Source organism: Brevundimonas balnearis (assembly GCF_042434805.1).
In the GTDB taxonomy this organism is placed as follows: domain Bacteria; phylum Pseudomonadota; class Alphaproteobacteria; order Caulobacterales; family Caulobacteraceae; genus Brevundimonas; species Brevundimonas balnearis.
Genome location: NZ_JBHLSW010000003.1, coordinates 538,619 through 562,628 on the forward strand (window position 1 = coordinate 538,619; position 24,010 = coordinate 562,628).

Annotated in this window: 26 protein-coding genes; 12 read left to right on the forward strand and 14 right to left on the reverse strand. The window is 68.7% G+C overall.

Annotated features, from left to right (window positions below; translation table 11 throughout):
• The first annotated feature begins 43 nt into the window (after positions 1-43).
• Together ACFFGE_RS03790 and ACFFGE_RS03795 are read left to right on the forward strand one after the other, a co-directional pair.
• Positions 44-1,984 carry a PAS domain-containing protein gene (locus ACFFGE_RS03790; protein ID WP_376834442.1) on the forward strand — a complete coding sequence of 647 codons (1,941 nt, stop codon included), beginning with the start codon at positions 44-46 and terminating at the stop codon, positions 1,982-1,984.
• Positions 1,985-2,035: 51 nt separating this feature from the next.
• Positions 2,036-2,443 (forward strand): response regulator, encoded by a 408-nt coding sequence (locus ACFFGE_RS03795; RefSeq protein ID WP_376834444.1) that lies wholly within the window; start codon positions 2,036-2,038, stop codon positions 2,441-2,443.
• Between the two features lie 9 nt (positions 2,444-2,452).
• Here ACFFGE_RS03795 and trxB read toward each other — a convergent pair whose 3' ends face one another.
• On the reverse strand, positions 2,453-3,472 hold the full coding sequence (gene trxB, locus ACFFGE_RS03800; RefSeq protein WP_376834446.1) for a thioredoxin-disulfide reductase: 1,020 nt from the start codon (positions 3,470-3,472) through the stop codon (positions 2,453-2,455).
• Between the two features lie 47 nt (positions 3,473-3,519).
• On the opposite strand from trxB, the gene ACFFGE_RS03805 reads away from it, so the two are divergent.
• On the forward strand, positions 3,520-3,825 hold the full coding sequence (locus tag ACFFGE_RS03805) for a glycine zipper domain-containing protein (protein WP_376834448.1): 306 nt from the start codon (positions 3,520-3,522) through the stop codon (positions 3,823-3,825).
• Here ACFFGE_RS03805 and ACFFGE_RS03810 read toward each other — a convergent pair whose 3' ends face one another.
• The 4 genes from ACFFGE_RS03810 to ACFFGE_RS03825 all read right to left on the reverse strand — a co-directional run bounded on the left by ACFFGE_RS03810 (position 3,826) and on the right by ACFFGE_RS03825 (position 6,053).
• Positions 3,826-4,776 carry a mitochondrial fission ELM1 family protein gene (locus tag ACFFGE_RS03810; RefSeq protein WP_376834450.1) on the reverse strand — a complete coding sequence of 317 codons (951 nt, stop codon included), beginning with the start codon at positions 4,774-4,776 and terminating at the stop codon, positions 3,826-3,828. It abuts the gene before it with no gap.
• 20 nt (positions 4,777-4,796) lie between these two features.
• A complete protein-coding gene (greA, locus tag ACFFGE_RS03815; protein ID WP_376834452.1) occupies positions 4,797-5,270 on the reverse strand; it encodes a transcription elongation factor GreA in 474 nt (157 codons plus the stop codon).
• 117 nt (positions 5,271-5,387) lie between these two features.
• A complete protein-coding gene (locus ACFFGE_RS03820; RefSeq protein ID WP_376834454.1) occupies positions 5,388-5,576 on the reverse strand; it encodes a hypothetical protein in 189 nt (62 codons plus the stop codon).
• A gap of 48 nt (positions 5,577-5,624) precedes the next feature.
• Entirely contained in the window at positions 5,625-6,053 is a 429-nt protein-coding gene (locus tag ACFFGE_RS03825) for a DoxX family protein (RefSeq protein WP_376834456.1), read from the reverse strand.
• An 81-nt stretch (positions 6,054-6,134) separates the two neighbouring features.
• On the opposite strand from ACFFGE_RS03825, the gene ACFFGE_RS03830 reads away from it, so the two are divergent.
• Both ACFFGE_RS03830 and ACFFGE_RS03835 read left to right on the forward strand, forming a co-directional pair.
• Positions 6,135-6,560, forward strand: a complete 426-nt coding sequence (locus tag ACFFGE_RS03830) for a winged helix-turn-helix transcriptional regulator (protein ID WP_376834458.1) — start codon at positions 6,135-6,137, stop codon at positions 6,558-6,560.
• Entirely contained in the window at positions 6,560-6,724 is a 165-nt protein-coding gene (locus ACFFGE_RS03835) for a DUF2256 domain-containing protein (protein WP_376834460.1), read from the forward strand. Before ACFFGE_RS03830 ends, ACFFGE_RS03835 begins: the two co-directional genes overlap by 1 nt.
• Here ACFFGE_RS03835 and ACFFGE_RS03840 read toward each other — a convergent pair.
• On the reverse strand, positions 6,688-8,118 hold the full coding sequence (locus ACFFGE_RS03840; protein WP_376834462.1) for a protein adenylyltransferase SelO: 1,431 nt from the start codon (positions 8,116-8,118) through the stop codon (positions 6,688-6,690). The two genes, ACFFGE_RS03835 and ACFFGE_RS03840, sit on opposite strands and share 37 nt — an antisense overlap.
• A gap of 227 nt (positions 8,119-8,345) precedes the next feature.
• Between ACFFGE_RS03840 and nhaA the strand changes: the two genes are divergently transcribed.
• Both nhaA and ACFFGE_RS03850 read left to right on the forward strand, forming a co-directional pair.
• Positions 8,346-9,545 carry a Na+/H+ antiporter NhaA gene (nhaA, locus tag ACFFGE_RS03845; protein WP_376834464.1) on the forward strand — a complete coding sequence of 400 codons (1,200 nt, stop codon included), beginning with the start codon at positions 8,346-8,348 and terminating at the stop codon, positions 9,543-9,545.
• A gap of 197 nt (positions 9,546-9,742) precedes the next feature.
• Entirely contained in the window at positions 9,743-12,340 is a 2,598-nt protein-coding gene (locus ACFFGE_RS03850) for a TonB-dependent receptor (RefSeq protein ID WP_376834465.1), read from the forward strand.
• A 101-nt stretch (positions 12,341-12,441) separates the two neighbouring features.
• Here the strand turns inward: ACFFGE_RS03850 and ACFFGE_RS03855 are convergent, their stop codons facing one another.
• Entirely contained in the window at positions 12,442-14,241 is a 1,800-nt protein-coding gene (locus ACFFGE_RS03855; RefSeq protein WP_376834467.1) for a long-chain-acyl-CoA synthetase, read from the reverse strand.
• Between the two features lie 162 nt (positions 14,242-14,403).
• Between ACFFGE_RS03855 and ACFFGE_RS03860 the strand changes: the two genes are divergently transcribed.
• The 5 genes from ACFFGE_RS03860 (at position 14,404) to ACFFGE_RS03880 (ending at position 18,809) form a co-directional block, all read left to right on the forward strand.
• A complete protein-coding gene (locus ACFFGE_RS03860; protein WP_376834469.1) occupies positions 14,404-14,889 on the forward strand; it encodes a MerR family transcriptional regulator in 486 nt (161 codons plus the stop codon).
• 3 nt (positions 14,890-14,892) lie between these two features.
• Positions 14,893-16,674 (forward strand): acyl-CoA dehydrogenase C-terminal domain-containing protein, encoded by a 1,782-nt coding sequence (locus ACFFGE_RS03865; protein WP_376834471.1) that lies wholly within the window; start codon positions 14,893-14,895, stop codon positions 16,672-16,674.
• A 2-nt stretch (positions 16,675-16,676) separates the two neighbouring features.
• The gene (locus ACFFGE_RS03870) at positions 16,677-17,855 is read left to right on the forward strand and encodes an acyl-CoA dehydrogenase family protein (RefSeq protein ID WP_376834473.1); all 1,179 of its coding nucleotides are present in this window, start codon (positions 16,677-16,679) and stop codon (positions 17,853-17,855) included.
• A gap of 89 nt (positions 17,856-17,944) precedes the next feature.
• Positions 17,945-18,406 carry a peptidase S1 gene (locus ACFFGE_RS03875; protein ID WP_376834475.1) on the forward strand — a complete coding sequence of 154 codons (462 nt, stop codon included), beginning with the start codon at positions 17,945-17,947 and terminating at the stop codon, positions 18,404-18,406.
• Positions 18,407-18,473: 67 nt separating this feature from the next.
• A complete protein-coding gene (locus tag ACFFGE_RS03880) occupies positions 18,474-18,809 on the forward strand; it encodes a VOC family protein (RefSeq protein ID WP_376834478.1) in 336 nt (111 codons plus the stop codon).
• 16 nt (positions 18,810-18,825) lie between these two features.
• Here ACFFGE_RS03880 and ACFFGE_RS03885 read toward each other — a convergent pair whose 3' ends face one another.
• From ACFFGE_RS03885 to ACFFGE_RS03915, 7 genes are all read right to left on the reverse strand, one after another.
• The gene (locus tag ACFFGE_RS03885) at positions 18,826-19,335 is read right to left on the reverse strand and encodes a TspO protein (RefSeq protein ID WP_376834480.1); all 510 of its coding nucleotides are present in this window, start codon (positions 19,333-19,335) and stop codon (positions 18,826-18,828) included.
• A gap of 58 nt (positions 19,336-19,393) precedes the next feature.
• Positions 19,394-19,882 (reverse strand): bacterioferritin, encoded by a 489-nt coding sequence (gene bfr / locus ACFFGE_RS03890; RefSeq protein ID WP_376834482.1) that lies wholly within the window; start codon positions 19,880-19,882, stop codon positions 19,394-19,396.
• A 134-nt stretch (positions 19,883-20,016) separates the two neighbouring features.
• Positions 20,017-20,202: a (2Fe-2S)-binding protein gene (locus ACFFGE_RS03895; protein ID WP_376835209.1), complete on the reverse strand. Its 186-nt coding sequence runs from the start codon at positions 20,200-20,202 to the stop codon at positions 20,017-20,019.
• Positions 20,203-20,269: 67 nt separating this feature from the next.
• Positions 20,270-20,764 (reverse strand): hypothetical protein, encoded by a 495-nt coding sequence (locus ACFFGE_RS03900; RefSeq protein ID WP_376834485.1) that lies wholly within the window; start codon positions 20,762-20,764, stop codon positions 20,270-20,272.
• A gap of 13 nt (positions 20,765-20,777) precedes the next feature.
• Entirely contained in the window at positions 20,778-22,178 is a 1,401-nt protein-coding gene (locus ACFFGE_RS03905) for an MBOAT family O-acyltransferase (RefSeq protein ID WP_376834488.1), read from the reverse strand.
• 1 nt (position 22,179) lies between these two features.
• Positions 22,180-22,953, reverse strand: a complete 774-nt coding sequence (locus ACFFGE_RS03910; protein ID WP_376834490.1) for a GDSL-type esterase/lipase family protein — start codon at positions 22,951-22,953, stop codon at positions 22,180-22,182.
• 2 nt (positions 22,954-22,955) lie between these two features.
• Complete coding sequence (locus ACFFGE_RS03915) at positions 22,956-23,843, reverse strand: SGNH/GDSL hydrolase family protein (protein ID WP_376834492.1); 888 nt, start codon at positions 23,841-23,843, stop codon at positions 22,956-22,958.
• Positions 23,844-24,010: the final 167 nt, after the last annotated feature.

Sequence of the window (24,010 nt, forward strand, 5' to 3'; positions counted from 1 at the left end):
TCACGACGGATGCGACGCGGGGCGTCGTGGCTCGAGGAATCGCGTGGCTGACGGACGGAACGACGCTCCCACCCCCGGGGAGCCCTGGGACGACGCGCGGCGCGTCGCCGAGCTTCGCGACTACGGCGTGCTGGACACCGAGGCGGAGGCCGCGTTCGACGAGCTGGCCACCTTGGCGGCCAGGCTTTGCGACGCGCCGATCGCCCTGGTCAGCCTCATCGACGACACCCGGCAATGGTTCAAGGCGCGCACCGGGCTGGACCTGACCCAGACCGAACGCCGCGTGTCCTTCTGCGACCACGCGATCCGCCAGTCGGGGGTCATGGTCGTGCCGGACGCGACCGCCGACGCGCGTTTCGCCGACAACCCGCTCGTCACCGGCAGCCCCCGGATCCGCTTCTACGCCGGGGCGCCGATCGTCACCGGGTCGGGCCTGCCGCTCGGCTCCGTCTGCGTGATCGACACCAAGCCGCGCGCCGATCTCACGCCCGTGCAGAGACAGGCGCTGGAGACCCTGGCGCGCCAGGTCATGGCCCAGCTCGAACTCCGGCGCGACCTGCTGAGGGCGCGCGAGCGGGAGGAGCGGCTGGAGCGGGCGCTCGACGCCTCCGCCCACGTCGGCGCCTGGGACTGGGAGATTCAACCGGACCGCGTCGTGGCCGACGAACGCTTCGCGCGCATGTTCGGCGTCGATCCCGAAGAGGCGGCGCGCGGCGTGCCGATCGACACCTTCGTCCGCGCCATCCATCCGGACGATCGTCCGGCGGTCGAACAGGCGATCCAGACGGCCGTGGAGACGCTCGGCCACTACGAGGTTGAGTACCGCGTCGTAACCTCCGACCGGGCGCGGTGGGTGCTCGCGCGGGGTCAGGTCTATGGCGACCCTCACGGCCAGCCGATCCGTTTCGCCGGCACGGTCGCCGACATCAGCCAGCGCAAGGCCGTCGAGGCCGAGCTGGCCAAGGCCGTCGACGACCTCGCCGAAAGCGAGGCCAAGTTCCGCGCGATCGCGGACTCGATGCCCCAGATGGTCTGGTCCACCCTGCCGGACGGGTTCCACGACTACTACAACGCCCGCTGGTACGAGTTCACCGGCGTGCCCTTCGGCTCGACGGACGGCGAGGGATGGAACGACATGTTCCATCCGGAGGATCAGGAGCGGGCCTGGACGCGCTGGCGCCATTCGCTGGAGACCGGCGAGCCCTATGAGATCGAGTACCGCTTGAAGCACCACTCCGGCGTCTATCGCTGGACCCTCGGGCGGGCCATGCCGATCCGCGACGGTCAGGGCCGCATCACCCGGTGGTTCGGCACCTGCACCGACATTGACGACATCAAGAAGATGGAGTCGGCCCAGAACCTGATCAGTCAGGAACTGAGCCACCGCATCAAGAACATCTTCGCGGTGGTGTCGGCCCTGATCGCCCTGTCGGCGCGCCAGCACCCGGAGGCCGCCGATTTCGCCCGGGCGCTGAAGACCCGCGTCGGGGCCCTGGCCCGGGCGCACGAGTTCGTGCGCCCCCATACGGAGTCGTCACGTCCCACGGTGGGCTCCATGACCCTCCACGCTTTCCTGCGCGACCTGTTCAAGGCCTACGCGGGAGAGGACGGGCTGGAACGCGTGATGGTGAGCGGCGACGACGCCGTCTTCGACGACCAGGCCGCCACCTCGGTCGCCCTGCTGTTCCATGAGCTGGCGACGAACGCGGCGAAGTACGGCGCGCTCTCCGTCGACGGCGGTCGCGTCACGCTGGAGACCCGGACGGTCGGCGATCGTTTCGTTCTGGAGTGGCGCGAGGCCGGCGGCCCGCCCGTGGCCCCTCCGACGCGGACCGGCTTCGGCTCCTCCCTGGCGGCGCTGTCGGTCGAGGGACAGCTCGGCGGCAGCCTGTCCCGGGACTGGTCGCCGGACGGCCTTCGCGTGATCGTGGACCTGCCCGTGACCGCCCTGTCACGCCGCCGCGCCGCGATGAAGGTGGCGTGAAACCTGCAACTGCGATGTGCGTTGAGACGACAACCAGGCCCTGTTGAGTCGATGACTGCCCGAATTCTGATCGTTGAGGACGAAGCCCTGGTGGCGATGGAGCTCCGCTTCGTCCTCGAGGACCTGGCGCATGAGGTGGTGCGCGTGGTCGCCGACGCCCGCTCGGCCCGCGACGTGGTGCGCGAGACGGAGGTGGACCTGGCCCTGGTCGATATCCACCTGTCCGACGGTCCGAGCGGTGTGGAGCTGGGTCGGGCCCTGGCCGAGGAAGGCGTGACGGTAATCTTCATGACCGCGAACCCGGGCATGGTGCGCGACGGCGTGGCGGGCACGATCGGCGTGCTGTCCAAGCCCAGCGACGAGCACGCGGTGGAGAAGGCCGTGGCCTTCGCCCTGGGACGTCGGCTGGGCCAGCCGGTCGAGTACGCGCCGCCGGAGCTTCAGCTCTTCAGCGCCTGATCCCGGGCGTCAGTCCCAGGCGCCGATCTTCTCGGCTTCCTTGTGGCTGATGGGGCGGCCCTCGGCCTTGTGATCCTCCTCGGCGAGGAAGCGGACCGCCTCCAGCGCCGCCATGCAGCCCATGCCGGCGGCGGTCACGGCCTGGCGATAGACGTCGTCGGTGACGTCGCCCGCCGCATAGACGCCCTCGATCGCCGTCGAGGCCGAGCCCGCCCTGACCTTGAGATAGCCGCTCGAATTCATCTCGAGCTGCCCGGCGAACAGCTCCGAGGCCGGGGCGTGGCCGATGGCGACGAAGACGCCGTCGCAGGGGACCTCCCGGGTCTCGCCGGTCTTGACGTTCAGGAGGCGCACGCCGGTCACGTTCGAGGCGACGCCGTCCCTGACCCCCAGCACTTCCTCGACGGCGGAATCCCAGATCGTCTCGACCTTGGGATTGGACAGCAGGCGATCCTGCAGGATGCGTTCGGCCCTGAGCTCGTCACGGCGGTGGACCAGCGTCACCTTGGCCGCGAAGTTGGTGAGGAACAGGGCCTCCTCCACCGCCGTGTTGCCGCCGCCCACGACCACGACGTTCTTGCCGCGATAGAAGAAGCCGTCGCAGGTGGCGCAGGCCGACACGCCGAAGCCGCGATAGGCCTGCTCCGATTCCAGTCCCAGCCACTTGGCCTGGGCGCCGGTCGAGATGATCACCGTCTCGGCCAGCATCTCGGCGCCCGAGTCGAGCGTCAGGCGGAAGGGACGCTTCGACAGGTCGGCCTTGACCACGATGTCGTGGATCACCTCGGTTCCGACGTGCTCGGCCTGCTTCTGCATCTGCTCCATCAGCCAGGGGCCCTGGATGACGTCGGCGAAGCCCGGATAGTTCTCCACGTCGGTCGTGATCGTCAGCTGTCCGCCCGGCTGCAGGCCCGCGATGACGACAGGCTTCAACAGGGCGCGGGCCGCATAGATGGCGGCGGTCCAGCCGGCGGGGCCGGAGCCGATGATGGCGACGCGGACGGAACGGGGTTCAGCGGGAATCGACATGAGGCTAATCTAGGGGCGATCCCTCAAAGATGCGACGGACGCGCGACATGGCCGATGTGGAAAATCCCCCGCCCACCACCCGCCTGGGCGTGGGTCTGGCGCTGGGGGCGGGCATCGGCGCGGCGGTCGGGCTGGCGACGGACAATCTGGCGGTCTGGCTGGCGGTGGGCGTCGCCGTCGGCGTGGCGATCGGCGCGGCGATGGACGCCAGGATCAAGCAGACCCGGGGGCGACGCGACGGCGGCGACGGCGCGGCCGTCTATCCCGTCATGTCGGATACGGGCGGCAAGTCCAAGGACTCCGGCTTTGACGGCTCCGACGGCGGGGATGGCGGCGGGGGCGGCGGCGACTAGTCACCGACGCGCGCGATAGGCCTCGAGCGCGGCCACGGCGGCGCGACGGGTCTCGTCGAGCGGCACATAGGTCCACGTCTGAAGCGGCTCCGCGAACGGGCGCGCGGCGCCGGCCTCCGAAAGACTGGTCCTGAGCCGCTCGAACTTGGGCGCGCGCCGCAGCGGAACCATGGGCAGCAGGTGCACGGGTTTGCCCGTCGAGGCCGCCTCCGTCGCCATGTTGGCGCTGTCCTCGGTCACCAGGATGTGGTCGGCGGCGCTCAGGAAGGCGAACAGGGGGTTCTCGCCCTCCCCGTCCCAGATCCAGCCGGGCGTTTCGGCCAGCACGGCCGACATCGCCGCCCTGGCCGCCTCCGGCGTGCGGCGGGAATAGGTCAGCATAAGGGATCCTTGGGCGGCGGCGACCGCGTCGGCGATCCGTCGGCCCAGCCGGCCGGCGTGCGCCGCCGTCAGATCGAACGCCTTCGACCGCCCGCCGATCATGGCGGCGATCCGGGGCCGGGGAAGCGGATCGATGCGTCGCGCGAACGCGGAAGCGGCCTCGGCCAGCCGCTCGGGCGTGACCCGGTGCGGCGAGCCGATGATCTCCAGCACGTTGTCGCCGTCCAGCCGGTCATGCGCCGGCGCCACCACCATGTCGAACAGCTTCGGCGGAAGCCGCGGATCCTGCACCTGCACGACGAAAGGGCCCGCCGCCTGCCGTTTGGCCCGAATGGACAAGGGAAGGCTCGCGCGACCGCAGCCGATCCACAGGTCGCAGCCCGGATCGAGCGCATCGGCGCCGAGCGCCAGCATCGACAGACGCTTGGCGCGCGCGGGAAGGCCGTCGAAAGGTTCGCGCCAGGCGACCCGACGCACATCGATCTCGGCCGGCGCCAGCCGCGCGATCGCCTCGGCCAGCCCGAGCGCCTGGTTCTCGATGCCCGCGCGGCCGTCGGTGACGACCCGCACGCGAAGGGGAGACCCCTGGGTCAGATCCACTCGACCTTGAGGATTTCGTACGCCTTGACGCCGCCGGGCGTGTTCACCTCGACCACGTCGCCGGCCTCCTTGGAGATCAGGGCGCGGGCGATGGGGCTGGCGATGGAGATGCGGCCGGACTTCACGTCCGCCTCATGCTCGCCGACGATCTGATAGCGGTGCTCTTCCTCGGTGTCCTCGTCCACGACCGTCACGGTGGCGCCGAACTTGACCTGCGACCCGTTCAGCTTGGAGACGTCGATCACCTGGGCGCGGCTGATCTTGTCCTCGATCTCGGCGATCTGGCCCTCGATCCAGCCCTGGCGCTCCTTGGCGGCGTGGTACTCGGCGTTCTCCGACAGGTCGCCGTGCGCGCGCGCCTCGGCGATCGCGGCGATGACGCTGGGCCGCTCCACCGACTTCAATTGCTTCAGTTGATCGTCGAGGACGCGATAGCCCTCGGCCGTCATCGGCACTTTTTCCATTGTGACGTGGGTTTCCGTCTGACGCCCGAAAAAGAAAGGGAACTCGTTAAGGCCGAACACCCCGACCGCTGGGCGTGAGCGATCGGGGCGAAAGGATAGGGGCGGCCCCCGCGATGTTCAAGCAGTGTTATTTCGCGTCCGCGAGATGCGCCGTCTGGCCAGGCTGTACACCAGCCAGACCAGCAGCGCGGCGGCTCCGACCGCAATGAGGAAGGCCGCCGCGCCGGCCCCCGCCGCGATGAAGGCGAACAGAAGCGCCACGGCGGCGGCCAGGCCGGCCAGAATGTGAAGGGTGGTGAGTCGCATGGCCCCGCAACGGACGAACCCGCCGCGGGGTTGCAGAACGGCGTGCCGTCAGACGGAACGGCCCTTCACGACCGTGGCCGCCAGCGCGAACAGCGCCGCATTCACCACGGCGCCGGCCCACTCGAGCCGCATCAGGTGAACGCCGAACATGATCAGCGACAACGCCGCGGCCATGGCGGCGGCGGCCAGCATGGGCGTCCGGCCCAGTTTCCATGACGCCAAGGGCGCCAAGACCAGGAGGCCGACGACGATCTCCAGGCCCCCGGTTCCGCGCACGAGCCACGCCGGCGCGCCCTCGGCCCAGCCCAGCAGCGCCTCGAGGTTCGCCATCGGTTCGGTGAGCTTCGCGTACCCAGCGGCCGTGAAGAACATGGCCAGCCAGCCCTGGAAGGTCCACAGGGCCATGTTGATCTGGGTCGCGCGCAGGCGGGCGCGGCGCGGGGTGGTCGTCAGGTTCGAGGCGTTGAGAGCACGCATGGGAGGATTCGGGGGACTGGTATATGTTTGTGACCGCCCCTAGGTCAGAGCGGCCATGTCGCAGTGCAAGAAGGCACAAAAATGTTACCGCAACGCTTTCCGCAGAAGCCGTCGGCCATTTGCCCGAACAGCCCCGACATCGACGATCAGGCCTGCCTCGCCGTGCGCGAGGTTCTGAACCGTGTGGGCGACAAATGGAGCCTGCTGATCGTCGGCTATCTCGCTGAAGGGCCCCTGCGCTTCAACGAGCTGCGCCGGTCGGTCGAGGGCATCTCGCAGCGGATGCTGACCCTGACCCTGCGGGGGCTGGAACGGGACGGTCTGGTCGCCCGCAGCGTCCAGGCCACAACGCCGCCCCGGGTGGATTACGCCCTGACCCCCATCGGCCTGACGCTGCTGGAGCCGGTCCGCGCCCTGGTGGCCTGGGCGGACCAGAACCGGGTGGCGATCACCGACGCGCGCACGGCCTTCGACGCCGAGCAACAGGGCCAGGACCGCGCCGCCTGATGGGGCGCAAGCACGTCAATCAGGGCAAGGTGCCCGCGAAGGCGGACCTGCCCACGAAGGTCTGCGCCGCCTGCGCCCGCCCCTTCGCTTGGCGAAAGAAATGGGCCCGCGACTGGGACCAGGTCCGCTACTGCTCGGATCGCTGTCGGGCCTCGAAGTCGTAAGCGATCCCCGCGGCCCCGAGCCGGTCGAGCTTCGTGTTGAACACGGTCCAGTCGTCGTCGCGGTCGATGGCGGACCAGATGGCCTCGACCTCGTCGATCAGCATCTCCTCGGGCTCGGCGGCGCGGAAAACGTCCGCCTCCAGCCGTTCCGGCCGATCTGGTTCGTGCTCGAACAGGGCGAAGCGGAAGGCGTCGAACGCCTCGCCCTGATAGACCCCGCGTCGGGGCCCGCGCAGGGCGCGCTCCGATGACGCAAAGCCGGAGAACCAGTCGAAGAACAAGGGCTCCCAGCGCAGGGCGTCCCCGCCGGCGCGCAGCAGAGCCAGCGTCGTGTCGACCAGCCTCTGGTCCGCCGCCTCTCCGACGCTCTTCACCCCGAGCCGCATGAGGAAGGCGGTCCTGAGCTCGCCGATGTAGGCCGGCCCGAAACCGTTGAGCGCCGCCGTCAGCGTCTCGGCGTCCGACAGGGGCTTCAAGGCTCCGGCCAGTTGCGTCAGCGCCCAGAACACGGCCTCGGGCTGGCGCGCGAAGGCGTAGAGGCCGAACTGGTCGAAATAGGCGGCGGTGAAGCCGGGCTCGTAGCGGGGCAGGAAGCGCCAAGGGCCGTAGTCGAAACTCTCCCCGGTGACGTTCAGATTGTCGGTGTTCAGCACGCCGTGGACAAAGCCCGCCGCCACCCATCGCGCGGCCAGCCGCGCCGACGCCTGGACCACGGCGGACAGGAGGCCGGCGGCATCCCCCGCCGCGACGCCGGGGTGGTAGAGGGTCCGCGCATGCTCGACCAGCGCCTCGAGCATGTCGGTCCGACCGAGATAGGCGGCGCGCTGGAAGGTCCCGAAGCGGACGTGGCTGTGCGACAGCCGCACGAGCACGGCGGACCGGGTCGGCGAGGGCTCGTCGCCCCGCTGCAGCGCCTCGCCGGTCTCGATCAGGCTGAAGGCCCGGCTGGTCGGCACGCCGAGGGTCTCCAGCATCGTCGCGGCCAGCACCTCGCGCACGCCGCCCTTGAGCGTCAGCCGCCCGTCAGCCCCGCGCGACCAGGGCGTCTGCCCCGAGCCCTTGGTCCCGAGGTCCAGCAGTCGTCCGGCATCGTCGCGCAGCTGCGCCGCCAGAAAGCCCCGTCCATCGCCGAGATCGGGGTTGTAGGTCCGGAACTGGTGCCCGTGGTAGCGCATGGCCAGCGGGCCCGGCTGTCCCGGAAGCGGTTCGAACCGACCGAAGCCCTTGATCCACTCCTCGTCGGTCAGGGCGTCCAGACCGACCGTCGCGGCGGCGCGATCGTTCCTGAATCTCAGCCGGGTCTCGGGGAAGTCCGCCGGCCGCACCGGGTCGCCGTAATCCCCGCCGAGGGCGGCGAAACGGGGCTCGGGGCGATAGGAGTCTGAAACCGGCATCGACCGCACATGCGACCCGAAAGCTCGCGCCGCAAGCGTCGGTTTTCGTTGAACCGCCGTTCCTGCACGCTATGCTGCGCCGCAGAGATCGGGCCCGATCCCGCCGTTCGGCGGCGCCGGAGGGTCCGGCCGGGCGGTGCGCGCGTCAGTTTGCGAACCGGAACCGGTCTGGCGGCCGTCGATAACCGGCCGTCGCGACTGTCGATGAAATCTCTGGGAGGCTCGCCTTGGCGCGCAGGATCACGCTCGAATTCCTCAAGACCGAAGCCGCGTCGGGCGCGGTGCTCGGCGTCGCCGCCCTGATCGCCCTGATCGTGGCGAACTCCGCCCTGTCAGACCAGTACTTCGCCTTCCTGAAGGGCTACCAGACGCTGCAACTGGGTCCGATCGCCCTGACGATGCCGCTGTCGGACTGGGTCAAGGAAGGCCTGATGGCGATCTTCTTCCTCGTCGTCGGCCTGGAGATCAAATACGAAATTCTGAAGGGCGAGCTCAGCGACCCGCGCCGGCTGGCCACCCCCGTGCTGGCCGCGATCGGCGGCATGATCGCGCCGGCCGCCGTCTATCTGGCCTTCTCGAACGCCTTCGACGGGCCGAGTCAGGGGTGGCCGATCCCGCTGGCCACGGACATCGCCTTCGCCCTGGCGGTCTTCGCCATGGTGGCGCGCAAGCTGCCGACCTCGCTGAGGGTGTTCCTGCTGACCCTGGCGATCGTCGACGACCTCGGGGCCATCGCCCTGATCGCGGTCCTGTTCAGCGGCGGCGTCCAGCTTCAGCCGCTCCTGATCGCTGTCGGCCTTCTGGGGGTCGGAGCCGTCATTTCCCGGTGGCGGATCACGCCGCCGTTCTGGGTGCTGGGTTTCGCCCTGGTCTGGTGGTTCACGGTGCAGGCGGAGCTGTCGACCTCGCTCGCGGCGGTGGCGTTCGCGCTGATCGTCCCGGTCAACGCCCGCAAGGAGGGCCAGGAGAGCCCGCTGAAGGAGGCGATGCACGAACTGCACCCCTACGTCGCCTATGTCGTCCTGCCGATCTTCGCCTTCTCCAAGGCGGGGGTCTCGTTCCAGGGCGTGAACCTGGAGGCCCTCCTCACGCCGCTCGTGCTCGGCATCGCGCTCGGCCTGTTCGTCGGCAAGCAGATCGGCGTGTTCGGGATGGCCTGGCTGGCGTCGGCGCTCAGGATCGGGGCCAAGCCGCGCGGCGCCACCTGGGCACAGGTCTACGGCGTCAGCCTGCTGTGCGGCGTCGGCTTCACGATGAGCCTGTTCATCGGCGCCCTCGCCTTCCCCGGCCCGATCGACTCGCCGGAGCAGGTCCAGGTGAAGCTGGGCGTTCTGGGCGGCTCGATCGTGTCCGCGATCCTCGGCGCCCTGGTGCTGGCGAGATCACCCCGGCGAGCCAGCGAACCCTCGGACCTTGACGCCAGGTAATCCTTTTTGTCGCTTTCGCGTCACACCTGCGTCATCTGAGGCGGATTCAGGGCGAGCCGAGGGTCGGATTTCTTGTCGGTGACACGGCCTTGGACTACGCCAAAGGTTCCAGGGCGCGCGTCCGGATTCGAAAGAAGGCGCGGCTTTAGGCAGGAACGCACAGGCCATCTGGCCTCATCAGGAGCGGGGACGCACACATGCGCTTCAACCGGATTCTTCGTACGACGGTGTCGACCGCCGCGGTCGGCATCGGACTGATCGCCGCCGGCGGCGCGGCGCAGGCCCAGGATGGGCAGGTCACGACGGTCGACGAGATCATCGTCACCGCGCAGCTGCGCGAACAGAGCCTTCAGGAAGTCCCGGTGGTGGTCACGACCATCTCCGAGGAGCTGCTTGAAGCGGCCGGCGTCGCCGACATCAAGGATCTCCAGATCCTGACCCCGGGCCTGCAGGTCACCTCGACCACGACCGAAGCCTCGACCACCGCGCGTATCCGCGGCGTCGGCACGGTGGGCGACAACCCGGGCCTGGAGAGCTCGGTCGGCATCGTCATCGACGGCGTGTACCGGTCGCGCAACTCGGTGTCGTTCGGCGACCTGGGCGAGCTGCAGCGCATCGAGGTGCTGAAGGGGCCGCAAGGCACCCTGTTCGGCAAGAACACCTCCGCCGGCGTCATCAATATCATCACCGAGGCCCCGTCCTTCACCCCGGGCTTCGAAGCCGAACTGACCGCCGGCAACTACGGCGCCTTCGGGATCGCCGGCTCGGCGACGGGTCCGCTCAGCGAACAGCTCGCCGGCCGCATCTATGTGGCGGCGCGCCAGCGTGACGGCTTCTACGACATCGACGTCGGCGACGGCCCGCGCACGGAAACCGACGACGCCAACCAGGACTACTGGACCGCGCGCGGCCAGCTGCTGTGGCTGCCGAACGACGCGACCTCGATCCGGTTCATCGCCGACTACACCAAGCGGGACGAATACTGCTGCGTCGGCGTCCAGGTCCGTTCCGGCCCGACGGCCGCTCTGGTCGACCTGCTGACCACCAACGGCACTGGCGTCGCCCCGGCGACGCCCGGCTTCGGCCGCAACGCGTTCACCCGCCAGGCCTACGCCAACCGGTCCACCGAGCAGGAGATCGAGGACTACGGCGTGTCGGGCGAGGTCAACGTCGATATCGACGCCTGGAACGCCCGGTTCACCTCGATCACCTCGTTCCGGGAATGGTCGACGGTCAACGGTCAGGACACCGACTTCTCCGGCGCGGACATCGCCTATCGCGTAGCCGACGGAGACTTCGGCACCGACCTGGACAACTTCACCCAGGAGTTCCGCCTGGCTGGAACCAGCGACCGCGCCGACTGGCTGCTGGGCATGTACATCAGCAAGGAGAACATCCAGCGTCGGGACACCTTCTATCTCGGCTCCGACTACGCGCCGATCCTGTCGCTGCAGCTGACCTCCGCGCTGAACGCCGCCGTGCCGGCCTTCGCGGTCAGCCCGAACAGCCTGCCCTGCTTCAGCGCGGCCGGACAGACCGCGCTCGGCCTGCAGACCTGTCTCGCCACCGGCGGGGCCGCGGGTCCGCGCGGTCCGAACATCGTCGCCGGCCAGTCGCTGCGTGACGTGTACGACCAGAGCTCGGACACCTTCGCCCTGTTCACCAACAACACCTTCCGTCTGACCGACACCTGGGACGTGACGGTGGGCCTGCGCTACACCTGGGACGAGAAGGCGATCCGGGGCCTGCAGCAGAACCTCGGCGCGGCGCAGCTCGCCTGCGCCGGCACGCTCGGCAACGCCGCCCTGATCAACGGGACCTTCGGCGCTGTCACCGGCGGTTCGATCATCGGCCGGATGTGCCTGCCCTGGACCAACCCGCTGTACAACAACCGTCGTGTCGCCGAGGACGCCGAAGCCAATGAGGCGACCGGCACCTTCAAGACCAGCTGGCGCCCGATCGAGGGCCTGATGCTCTACGCCTCGTACGCGCGCGGCTACAAGAGCTTCGGCTTCAACATGGACCGCGTGCAGGCCGGCGTGACGCCGACGGCTTCGCTGCTGTTCCCGTCCGAGATCGTCGAGGCCTATGAGGCGGGCTTCAAGTCCACGCTCTTCAACGGCTCCCTGCTGTTCAACGCCACCTACTTCGACCAGTCGTTCGAAGACTTCCAGCTGAACACCTTCCTCGGCACCGCCTTCGTGGTGGAGTCGATCCCGGAGCTGACCAGCAAGGGCGTCGACATGGACTTCGTCTGGTTCAGCCCCTTCGAGGGTCTGACCATGCAGGGCGGCCTGACCTACACCGACGCGCGATATGGCGACTTCACGGCCGCCGACCTGGCCATCCCGGGCAACTTCGGCCAGCTGTCTCTGCTGCCGGGCGCGCGGCCGTCGTTCGCGCCGGAATGGTCCGGCTCGCTGGCGATGAACTACGAGCGTTCGCTGGGCTCGGGCCTGCGCGGCGGGTTCAACCTGTCGGCCAAGTACGTCAGCGAATACAACACCGGCTCCGACCTGCTGCCGTTCAAGTCGCAGGACGCCTTCACCACGGTGAACGGCCGCATCACCATCGGCGCCGAGAACGATCGGTGGGCCATCGACCTGTGGGCGCAGAACCTGCTGGACGAGGAATACACTCAGGTGGCCTACAACGCCTTCCTGCAAGGCTCGGCCTTCCAGTCCACGCCGAACGCCCAGGGCCAGTACTATGTGCCCGCCGGCGACACCCTGACCTATGACGCTTTCCTGGGCGCGCCGCGGACCTACGGCGTCACCCTGCGCGTCAGCTACTGAGCCCTTCGAGGTTCATGTGAACGCGGAACGGCCGGGCGAAAGCCCGGCCGTTTTCGTTCGCGACGGCGGGTTCGGCGACAACCCGCCGAAGCCCTCGGACTCTAGAGTCTGAAAGTCCCCTCGAGGATCGCCGCGTGCGTCGCCGGCGTCAGCTTCTGGTAGCCCGCCCTGCCGCCACGCACGTACAGGCCGGACCCGGCCAGGGCGGGGTCGAAACCCTCCGCGATCAGGTCGGTCTTGCGATACTTGAACGTACCCGTCGTGTCGGCCGACTTCAGAATCCGGACGAACACCGGTTGGGCATAGGCGGGCAGCTCCTGCCCCACCCAGTCGGCGAAGGCCTGGGCCCCGAAACGCCCGTCGAGGATGAGGGCCGCCATGCCCGCCTTGCCGTCGTAGCCCGGCACGGAGACGCCGTAGACGACGGCCTCCTCGACGCCCGGCGCGGCGCTCAGGCGCTCCTGAACCTCCGTCGTCGACACATTCTCCCCCTTCCAGCGGAAGGTGTCGCCGACCCGGTCGATGAAATAGAAATAGCCGTCGGAGTCCTGACGCATCAGATCGCCGGTCCTGAACCAGCGGTCGCCGCGCTGGAACACGTCCTCCAGCACCTTCTTCTTCGAAGCGGCCGCGTCGGCGTAGCCGGAATAGCTGTGACGCGTGTCCTCGCCGATCAGCCCGATCGCCTCGCCGACCTGACCCACGCCGACGGGGATGCACAGCCCGTTCGCCGCGCGGACGGGCTCCTCGGTGTCCACGTCGAACGCCACCAGGCGGATGTTGATCTGCCGCTTGACGAACCAAGGAACCCGGCCGATCGCGCCCGCGCGGCCGTCGAAGTTGAAGAGCGAGACGTTGCCTTCGGTCGAGCCGTAGAACTCGAGGATCTCGCGGATGCCGAACCGCGACTTGAACTCGTCCCACACCTCGGGGCGCAGGCCGTTGCCGAAGGCGAGCCGCAGCTTATGGGCCCGCTCGTCCGGATGCTGGGGACTGTTCACCAGATAACGGCACAGTTCGCCGATATAGACGAAGGTCGTCGCCCCGCTGGCCGCGACGTCGGCCCAGAAGGACCCGGCCGAGAACTTCCTGCGGATGATCACGGCCCCGCCGTTCAGCAGGGTCGATCCCACCCCGACCAGGCCGCCCGTGGAGTGGTAGAGCGGCAGGACGTTGAAGACCCGGTCCTTGGCCGTCGACGCCGTCGCGCCGGCGAAGGCGCGCATGTAGGTGCGGGCCCGGGCGTGGATGATCTTGGCCGCCTTCGGCAGCCCCGTGGTGCCGGAGGTGTAGATGTAGAGCGCCACGTCCTTGTTGGTCAGCCCCTCGCGGACCAGGCGGGCCGGGCGAACCGAGGATGCGCCGCGAACACCGGCCTCCAGGCTGCGGCGGTCGCCCGTCTCGTCCGCCGCGCCGAGCCCCAGCACCCAGAGCGAGAGGGTCTTGGCCGCCATGGGGCGCGCCGTTTCGATGGCGTCGGCGCATTCCGCGTCGCAGATGATCTGAGAGGCCGCCACCAGGTTCAGGCAATGCGCCAGCGGCGCGCCCGACAGGTTGGTGTTGATCAGGGCGCACGGCACGCCGACCTTGGAGAGCCCCAGCCAGGCGGCGATGTACTCGATGCGGTTGTGCATCATCAGGGCGACGACGTCGGAGCGCCGCAGCCCCCTGCCCCGCGCCCAGTGACCGAATCGGTTCGCGAGGCTGTCGAGCTCGCGATAGGTGACCTTGCGCGTCTCGTCCTCGAGCGCGACGTTGTCCGGAAACTGGTCGCAAACCTCCTCGAAGTCGTCGCAGACGAGATCGGGGCTGTCCATCCGGATGGGCTTGATGCGTTGCAGCAGCCGACGAAGGCCGCCTGCGAACTTCAGGTCACGTCGCAGGTTGGCCATCATGTTCATCGTCGGGTCGTCTCCAAACTCAGGCGCCTGTTGGTGATGGAGAACCGCACGGGCGCGGTCAACCGGGAGGCGAAAACGCACGGCGTTCTTTAGACGGCGGTGTCGCGGATGCCGCGCCTCAAGAACCTTCCCTTTACGTCCGCGTCAAGTTATGAAGCGCGCATGGCGAGCGCCGACGACCATCGCACCTACACGATCCGCCAACTGTGCCGCGAGTTCGGGGCCACGGCGCGGGCGCTGCGCTTCTATGAGGACAAGGGCCTGCTCAGCCCCGCGCGCAAGGGTCAGAGCCGCGTGTACGACGCCCGCGACCGGGCGCGGCTGAAGCTGATCCTGCGCGGCCGGCGCATCGGCTTCACGCTGCACGAGATCCAGGAGATGCTGGATCTCTATGACCACAAGGATCACAACGCCCATCAGATGGCGGTCGCCCTGCGCCGCCACCGCGCCCAGATCGAGCAGCTGAAGCTGCAGCGGAAGGATCTGGACGAGGCGATCGCGACCGCCGAGGAGGCCTGCCGCGTCATGGAGACGCGCCTGGGCGAATTCCGTCCCGATCTGCTGCCCGGCGCCGACGAATACGCCAATCTGCTGAAGCAGCGGCTGAATCCCAACCACACCCATCACGCCTTCAAAGCGAGAGCCTGACCCATGCCCTACAAGGCCCCCGTCCGCGACCTGACGTTCTTCCTGAACGAGGTGCTGGAGATCGACCGCTACACCAATCAGGCGGGCTTCTCGGAGGTCTCGTCCGACCTCGTGCAGCAGATCCTGGAGGAAGGGGCCAAGTTCGCGGAAGAGGTCATCGCCCCGCTGAACCGCACCGGCGACGCCGAGGGCTGCAAGCTCGAGGCCGGCGTCGTGACCGGCCCCACGGGCTGGAAGGAAGCCTATCACCAGATGGTCGAGGCCGGCTGGCCCAGCCTGACCTGCGATCCGGAGTTCGGCGGACAGGGCATGCCCTCGATCGTCGGCATGGCCTTCGGCCAGTTCACCGCCGCGGCGTCCGCGGCCTTTTCCATGTACCCGGGCCTGACCCACGGCTGCTACGAGGCGCTGCACGCCAACGGCAGCCCGGAGCAGAAGGCCAAATACCTGCCCAAGCTGGCCACCGGCGAGTGGGGCGGCACCATGAACCTGACCGAGCCCCAGTGCGGCACCGACCTGGGCCTGATCCGCACCAAGGCCGTGCCGAACGCGGACGGCAGCTATTCGATCACCGGCCAGAAGATCTGGATCAGCTCGGGCGAGCACGACTTCGTCGACAACATCGTCCACCTGGTGCTGGCCCGCATCGAGGGCGCGCCGGCGGGGATCAAGGGCATCAGCCTGTTCGTCGTGCCCAAGTTCTTGGTCAACGACGACGGCTCGCTGGGCGAACGCAACGGCGTCGAGTGCGTGGGCCTTGAGCACAAGATGGGCATCCACGGCAACGCCACCTGCGTCATGCAGTACGAAGGCGCCAAGGGCTGGCTGGTGGGCCAGGAGAACAAGGGCATGGCCGCCATGTTCGTCATGATGAACGAGGCGCGCCTGGGCACCGGCCTGCAGGGCCTCGCCATCGCCACCGCCGCCTATCAGGCCGCCGTGGAGTTCGCCAACGACCGCCTGCAGGGCCGCAGCCTGACCGGCCCGAAGAACGCCGACGGCCCGGCCGACCCGATCATCGTCCACCCGGACGTGCGCCGCATGCTGCTGGAGGCCAAGGCCATCGTCGAGGGCGGCCAGGGCTTCGTGCTGTGGACCGCGCTCCAGGCCGATCTGCAGCGCTCCGAGGACGAGGCGGTCGCCACCAAGGCCAAGGACTACATGGCGCTGATCACCCCGGTGGTGAAGGCCTATCTGACCGATCGCGGCTTCCACGCCACCAGCCTGGCGATGCAGGTGCACGGCGGATCTGGCTACACCGAGCACTTCCCGGCCAGCCAGTATCTGCGCGATGCGCGCATCACCATGATCTACGAGGGCGCCAACGGCATCCAGGCGCTGGACCTCGTGGGCCGCAAGCTGCCCCAGAACGGCGGCCGCGCCATCATGAGTTGGTTCGGCGACATCGACGCCTACGTGAACGAACAGAGCGGCAATGAGGCCGTGAAGCCCTTCATCGAGGGCCTGGCCGAGTCCAAGAAGGCGCTGCAGGAGGCCACCATGTGGCTGATGCAGAACGGCATGCAGAACCCGGACAACGCCGGCGCCGCCTCGACCGACTATCTGCACATCTTCGGCCTGACCGCACTGGCCTACGTCTGGGCGCAGATGGCGGTCGCCGCCCAGAAGCAGATCGACGCGGGCTCGAGCGATCCCTTCTACGCCGGCAAGATCGCCACCGGCCGCTACTTCGTCGAGCGCATGCTGCCCGACGTCGGCGCCCACCTGAAGAAGCTCAAGACCGGCGCCGACGTGCTGATGAGCGTCCCGGCGGCGGCGTTCTGATCATGAACGTCCTGAACCTGCCCGATCCCGACTTCATGCTTGAGGAGGAGATCACCCTCTTCTCCGACTCCGTCGCCAAGTGGATCGACGAGCATGCGCCGCCCGAGAAGGTGGCGACGTGGCTGGAGAACGGCTCGGTGCCGCGCGAGCTCTGGACGCAAGCCGGTCAGGACGGGCTGATGGGCCTGTCCATGCCCGAGGCCGACGGCGGCATGGGCGGCGATTACCGCCATGAGACCGTGCTGATGCGCCAGCTGGGCTGGAAGGGCGCGGACCACTTCGGCATCTCGCTGCACAACGCCATCGTCGCCCCCTACATCTGGCACTACGGCACCGACGAGCAGAAGAAGCGCTGGCTGCCGCGTCTGGCGTCGGGCGAGCTGGTCGGGGCGATCGCCATGACCGAACCGGGCGCGGGCTCCGACCTTCAGGGCGTGAAGACCACGGCCCTGAAGCAGGGCAACCAGTATGTGGTGAACGGGTCCAAGACCTTCATCACCAATGGCCAGCTGGCCAACTTCATCATCGTGGTGGCCAAGACCGATCCGGCCGAGGGGGCCAAGGGCGTGTCCCTGATCGTCGTCGAGACCGACGGCGCCCCCGGTGAAAACGTGGAAGGCTTCGAACGCGGCCGCAACCTCCACAAGATCGGCATGGAGGGCAACGACACCTCCGAGCTGTTCTTCAACGACGTGAAGGTGCCCGGCGAAAACATCATCGGCGGGGCCGAGGGCCGCGGCTTCTATCAGCTGATGGAGCAGCTGCCACAGGAGCGCCTGAACATCGCGGTTCAGGGCCTGGCGGCCGCCGAGCGCGGGCTGGAGCACACCCTGGCCTACGTCAAGGAGCGCAAGGCCTTCGGCAAGCGCATCCTCGACTTCCAGAACACCCAGTTCAAGCTGGCCGAGGTCAAGACCAAGCTGACCGTCGCCAAGGCCTTCGTCGACCGTTGCATCGAGCTGCACCTGGCCGGCAGGCTGGACGCCGCCACCGCCTCGATGGCCAAATACTGGGTCACCGACATCCAGGGCGAGACGCTGGACGAGATGCTCCAGCTGTTCGGCGGCTACGGCTACATGACCGAGTATCCGATCGCCCAGCTCTACAAGGACGCCCGCGTCCAGCGCATCTACGGCGGCACCAACGAGATCATGAAGGTGCTGATCGCGCGCACCCTGTGAGGCCAGAGAGAAAATCGGCGTTGCGAAGTGAACGCCGTTCCCTCTAGTTAGGCCGAACGGCAAGGGGGCCGTGAACGGGAGGGATTCTCATGCGTACTCAGTTCGCCGCGATGGCGGCCTTTTCCATGCTGGTCATGGCCGGTCCGGCCGCCGCGCAGGACACCAGCCTGTCGCCGGTTTCGGGGTCGATCACGCTGAACGCCGGGTTCGACCCGGATCCCTATCGCATCAGCGTCACGCCCGGCGGATCGATCAACGCCCAGGACGATGTGAGCTCGAACTGCCGGGGCTACATCAGCAACGCCGCCGACGTGGAGCTGACCTATCGCGCGGGCAACTGGCCGCTGACGATCGAGGTCCAGTCAAACACGGACACGACCCTGGTCATCAATGGCCCGGACGGGCGCTGGTACTGCGACGACGACGGCGGCGACGGGTCCAATCCGCGCGTCCATTTCAACAATCCGCAGGGCGGGGTCTACGATATCTGGGTGGGGACCTATGGCGGCGGACTGGCGTCCGGCACGCTGATGATCACCGAGCTGAACTGACCGTTGGCCGGCGCGCTTGCGAAAGCGCGCCGGTCGTCGTATTCCTGAACAAAACGGGAACACGAACATGCGTCGCGACGGCAAGCTGGATTATCTGGAGTTCCGCGCCCCCAATCTGGCGGAGGTCCGGGCGTTCTACGCCAAGGCCTTCGACTGGCGATTCCAGGATTATGGGCCGACCTACATGGCTTTCGACGAAGGCCTGGAAGGCGGCTTCGACGGCGACGCGGGCGAGGGTCCGCCGACCCCGGTGCTGTACGCCTCCGACCTCGAAGCCATGCAGGCCCGGGTCGAGGCGGCCGGCGGCGTGATCGTGAAGCCGATATTCGACTTCCCGGGCGGCCGGCGGTTTCACTTCCGCGATCCGGCCGGATGCGAGCTGGCGGTTTGGTCCGACGCATGACGCCGGGGCCGACCCGCTAGTGCAGGGTCGGCTGCTCTTCGACCGCCTTGTCGATACGGTTGCCCATGCGCACGCCGCCGCCGATGGGCGACGCCAGCTTGCCGGAGGTCTCGTCGATGCGACGGGCGCGGTGGGCGAAGGCCGCCGCCAGGCCCGCGCTGGTCATGGCGGCCGTCATCTGACCGGCCATGGAGCGCGGACGAAGCGCCAGGAGCAGCGCATTGGCCACCTGCGCCACGCCCCACAGCCGCAGGGCCGCGCCACGATCCGACGACGGCGGCGCATTCCAGACCCTGAGCGCCGAAAACGTGGTGGCCGACAGCACCGCCGGCAGGATCAGGCCGAACGGACCGCGCGGCCGCTCGGTCACCGCCCTGCCCCGGCTCGGCGGCACGACCCGGGTGGCGACCGCGCTGGCCAGCAGGCCCAGCCCCACCGTGGCGACGACGCCCAGCGCCACGTGGCCGGGATCGCGTCCCTCCGCGTTCAGCGCCTTGCGCACCCTGCCCGTCGCGTCCTGCCACATCGTCTCGCTCCCTTGAGGCTCGGGAACGAAATGGCCGCGGTCACGACGGGGTTCCGCCTCAGTAGGTCTCGCCGGTGAGTTCGCCGAGCGCCGACTGCAGGTAGTTCTGCTCGCCCAGTTGGGCCACCAGTTGCAGCTGCGTCTCGAGGAAGTCGATATGCTCCTCGGTGTCCTTGAGGATGTCGGTCAGGATGTCGCGGCTGACGTAGTCCTTGGCCTCTTCGAACTGGGCGATGGCGGCGACCTGAGCGGTGCGGCCGTCCAGCTCCAGCTGCAGATCCGCCTGCAGACACTCCACGCAGCTCTCGCCGATCTTGAGCTTGTGCAGGTCCTGCAGGTTGGGAAGGCCGTCCAGGAACAGCACCCGCTTGATGAGCAGGTCGGCGTGCTTCATCTCGCCGATCGATTCCTTGTAGACGATCTCGCCCAGGCGCTTCAGGCCCCAGTTCTCGAACATGCGGGCGTGCAGGAAGTACTGGTTCACCGCCGTCAGCTCATTGGTCAGAATGCCGTTGAGCGTGCGGATGATCGCGGGGTCGCCACGCATGGGGGAGGTCCTGTCAACTTCGCGCGGGACGGCCCGCGCCGGGTGTCACGACCACCATAGCACGCGATTCCGGCTCCGGCGCATTTGCGAGCGCTTTTCAAGCATTTGAAAACGCGTGTGAAAATCGTCCGCAGTTACTCGGCGGCGAGGGCGTAGGCGGCCGTCTGCTCCTGGATCATCTGGCGCATCTCGCAGACGCACTTGGCGCACTGGGCGGCGCAGCCGTGGCGTTGGAAGACGTCGCGAGGCCGACGGGCCCCCGCTTCGATGGCGGCGGCGACATCCCTCTGGCGAATGCCGTTGCAGTTGCAGACGTACACGGGCGTCAGACCCATTCAGATGCGAATGGTTCTCCTTACCACGTCCGCGCGTGATTGCAACGCGTTCTCAGCTACGCGACGAGCCGTCGTTTCCGGCCCCGACGAAGCGCTGGCCGCGCAAGGCCTCATAGGCCTCGCGCACGCCTTGGCGCGGCTGATCCGCGCCCAGCTGTTCCAGCTGCGCCGCCCAGACGTCGCCCAGCTGACGGACGGTGGAGGTGGTCCAGCCAGGCGGCTGCTGACGCGCCCAGTTCTGGATGGACGCGGCGTTGAAGATCAGCAGGAACAGGGTCGCGACCAGGATCACCCGCGTGGTCCAGCGCTGGTCCCGGGCCGCCAGCTCCGGCTCGCCGGGCGGCTCGTCCGGCGGGAAGGCGAAGCGGCCGAGCGCCTTCAGCCGGCTCTCACGGGTCGGCAGGTCGTGGGCGTCGGCCCCGGCGTTCCAGTCGCTGGGCGGATCGGGCGGCCTCCCCTGGTCCGCCAGCGCTGGAAACGGAGACGCCGCCGGCTGGGTCGGGAACGGCGCCAGAGGCGGATCTTCGGGATCGTTCGGATCGCTCATCTCGCCGCCTCCCTCAGAACTGGAAATAGATGAAGGGCGCCACGCCCTCCGGCCGAACCGCCTCGACCAGAAGGATGGCCACGCCGATCAGAACGCCGAGGGTCAGCGACGGCGCCGCCTGCAGCCGGACCGCCAGCCCCTCGACCGCGCGCGGCGGCAGCCAGTGCATGGCGAGGCCGCCGACGATGAGCGTCAGCAGGAAGGGGGTCAGCAGCTCAACCGGCCCCATGCGGCCGAGGCCCTGCAGCATCTGCATGGCCATGCCGAAGGTCTCGGCCCGGAACAGGATCCAGCCGAGGCACACGATGTGGAAGGTCAGGATCACGCCCAGCCACTGAGGCAGGCTGGCCCTGCCCTCCATGAAGTGGCGCCACACGCGCTCGACCACCTGGACCGCGCCGTGCAGCGCGCCCCAGGCGACGAAGGTCCAGGCCGCGCCGTGCCACAGCCCGCCCAGCAGCATGGTGATCATCACATTGCGGCACGAGGCGAATAGCCCCTTTCGGCCGCCGCCCAGCGGCACGTACAGGTAGTCGCGCAGCCAGCTGGACAGGCTGATGTGCCAGCGCCGCCAGAAGCTCTGCATCGAGTTGGCGCGATAGGGCTGGTCGAAGTTCCGGGGGAACGAATAGCCGAGCAGCGCGGCGGTCCCGATCGCCATGTCAGAATAGGCCGAGAAGTCGCAGTAGATCTGCACCGCATAGCCATAGGTCGCCGCGGCGATATCGACGGCGGAGTGCGCCGAGGGATCGAAGAACACCGGATCGACCAGGTTCACCGCCAGCTCGGACGCGATCACCGTCTTCTTGAACAGGCCCCAGGCGATCAGCAGCAGGCCATGCGTGGCCATCTCTCGCGTCAGACGCGGCACCCGCTCGAACTGCGGCAGCAGGTCCGAGGCCCGCACGATCGGCCCCGCGACCAGGTGCGGGAAGAAGGACATCAGCAGCATGACGTCCAGCAGCGAGCGCGCCGGCGGCGTCTTGCCCCGCCAGACGTCCACCACGTAGCTGATGCCTTGGAAGGTGAAGAAGCTGATCCCGACCGGAAGCACGATCTCCAGCAGCGGCAGGTCCCGCTCCCAGCCGAACCGCGCCAGCAGCTCCCCGGCCTGTTCGACGAAGAAGCCGTAGTATTTGAAGATCCCCAGGATCAGCAGGTTGGCCGCGACGCCCAGGCCGACCAGCAGCTTCTTCCGTCCCACGTCGTCCCGCGCGATCAGCGCCGCGACGCCCCAGTTCAGCACCGCGCTGAGGATCAGAAGGCCGACGAAGCGCCAGTCCCACTGGGCGTAGAAGAACCAGCTGGCCAGCAGCAGGAACAGCTTGCGCCGTCCGTTCTCTCGATCAAGGCTCCAGGCGACCACATAGACGAAGAGGAAGAACAGGCCGAAGGCGAGGGTCGGGAACAGCATCTCAGCGCCCCCGGACGGCCGAGATTATGTCGGCGGCGAGCAGGCCCCCCAGCCAGTCGGCGCCCGCCTCGTTGAAATGCACGTGGTCGCGGCGCATCAGCGGCTCGGGCCCGAGCGTCAGCCGATGCGCCGAACAGGCTCCGCCCATTCTTCCCCGCCAGTCCCAGAACGCGACGCCCGTCTCGGCCGCGACCCGGTGTTGCACGTCCCGCACCAGCGGCAGCAGGCCCGGCTCCCGCCAGCGACCCTCGGGATCGTCGGGACAGGTTCCGCCGCCTTCCCCCCGCATCGCCTCCGGCGCCCCCAGGATCAGGATGGCGGCGGCCGGCGCCTCGGCCTTGGCGCGCGCGATCTCGCCCCGCAGCCGATCCTCGAAGGCGCCGAGGTCCAGGGCGTCGTCGAAGCCGTCGTTGGTGCCGTAGGCGATCACGATCAGGTCGGGGCGCGGCGCATTGAGATCGAGGAGCGGCGTCCGCCCGGACAGCGCCCCGATCGTCGCCCCCACCTCGGCGTGCGCGGCGAGCTCCACGGGCCGGCCGAGGTCGGCCTCCAGCCGCCGGCGATAGGCTTCGGTCAGCCACCCGGACGCGGTGTGGCTGTCGCCGAACTGCACGATGCGGAGCGGCCCGGACGCGCGCGCGAGCCCGCCCAGCGCTTCAGGCTGGCACACGCCTCGCGGACAGGTCGCGCTGACCGGCGAGGGCAGAGGCTGATACGGTCGCTCCTGGGCCGGCGCGCCGAGCAGCATCGCCGCCATGACCGCGCCCGCGATCACGCTCAGGCGCCCGCCTCGGCCCGCTCCAGCCCGGCGTCGGCGCGCAGCCGCTCGGCCACCGGCCGCCCGATGCGCAGATAGCCGGCCATGCTCATGTGGATGCCGTCATTGGCCCGCATCAGGCGCGGCCGACCGCCCGCCTCATCGGCCAGATAGGCCTCATAGTCGCCGTCGGGGCCCGAGGTCAGCTCGGACGTCTCGATGTAGGGCACGCCGAGCGCCCGCATGCGCGCGCCGGTGACCTCGTTGATCAGCCGCATCTTCTCGTCGAAGGAGGCGCGCTTCATCTTGGGCAGGCCGACCCAGTAGACCGCCACGCCCCGGCTCCTGAGCAGCCCGACCAGGTCGTCGATCCGGCGCGCATAGGCCGCCCTCCATCCCGGCGTGCCGAAGGCGTGGATCGTTCCGTCCAGCTCGATGCCTTGCGCGTCGTTAGTGCCGAACAGGATCACCGCCACGTCGATCGGCTGTTCCGAGATCTGGCCTGCGGTCTTGGCCTGGATGTTCACATAGTCGTAGCGCGACAGGCCGGTGGAGACCTCGCTGAACTTGATCACCTCCGCGCCCTGGCCGTTGAGGTCGCGATAGAGCGCCGTCCACAGGCCGTCAGCCATGGAGTCCCCGAACACCCCGATCCGCAGTCGCCCATCCGCCGCGCGGGCGCGCAGTGCGGGTTGAGCCGGCGGTGGCGCCTCGATCGGCGTCGCCGCGGGCTGAAGGGCTTCCACCTCGGGTCGGGCCGCCGGGCCCGGCGACGCCGAGGCGTTGGCGCTGCCGCCCAGCATCAGGGTCGGATGGCGCAGCCATGCCCGCCCGTCGGGCGTGAGCATCAGGCCCAGCACCACGCCGACCAGCAGCGCCGCCGTCAGTCCGTTGATCCAGGCCCGCACGTCGCCTCCCCTCGGAACGCCGCTATGTCTTAACCCAATGCGGCCGTCCGTATCCATCACGGGCGCGTGACAGGCGAGGAACGGGGTTAACGCGCCCCGCGACGGCCGAACCCTTGCCCGTCGGAGCGGTCCGGCCTAATCACCGGACAGGCCCCGGTTATTCATCA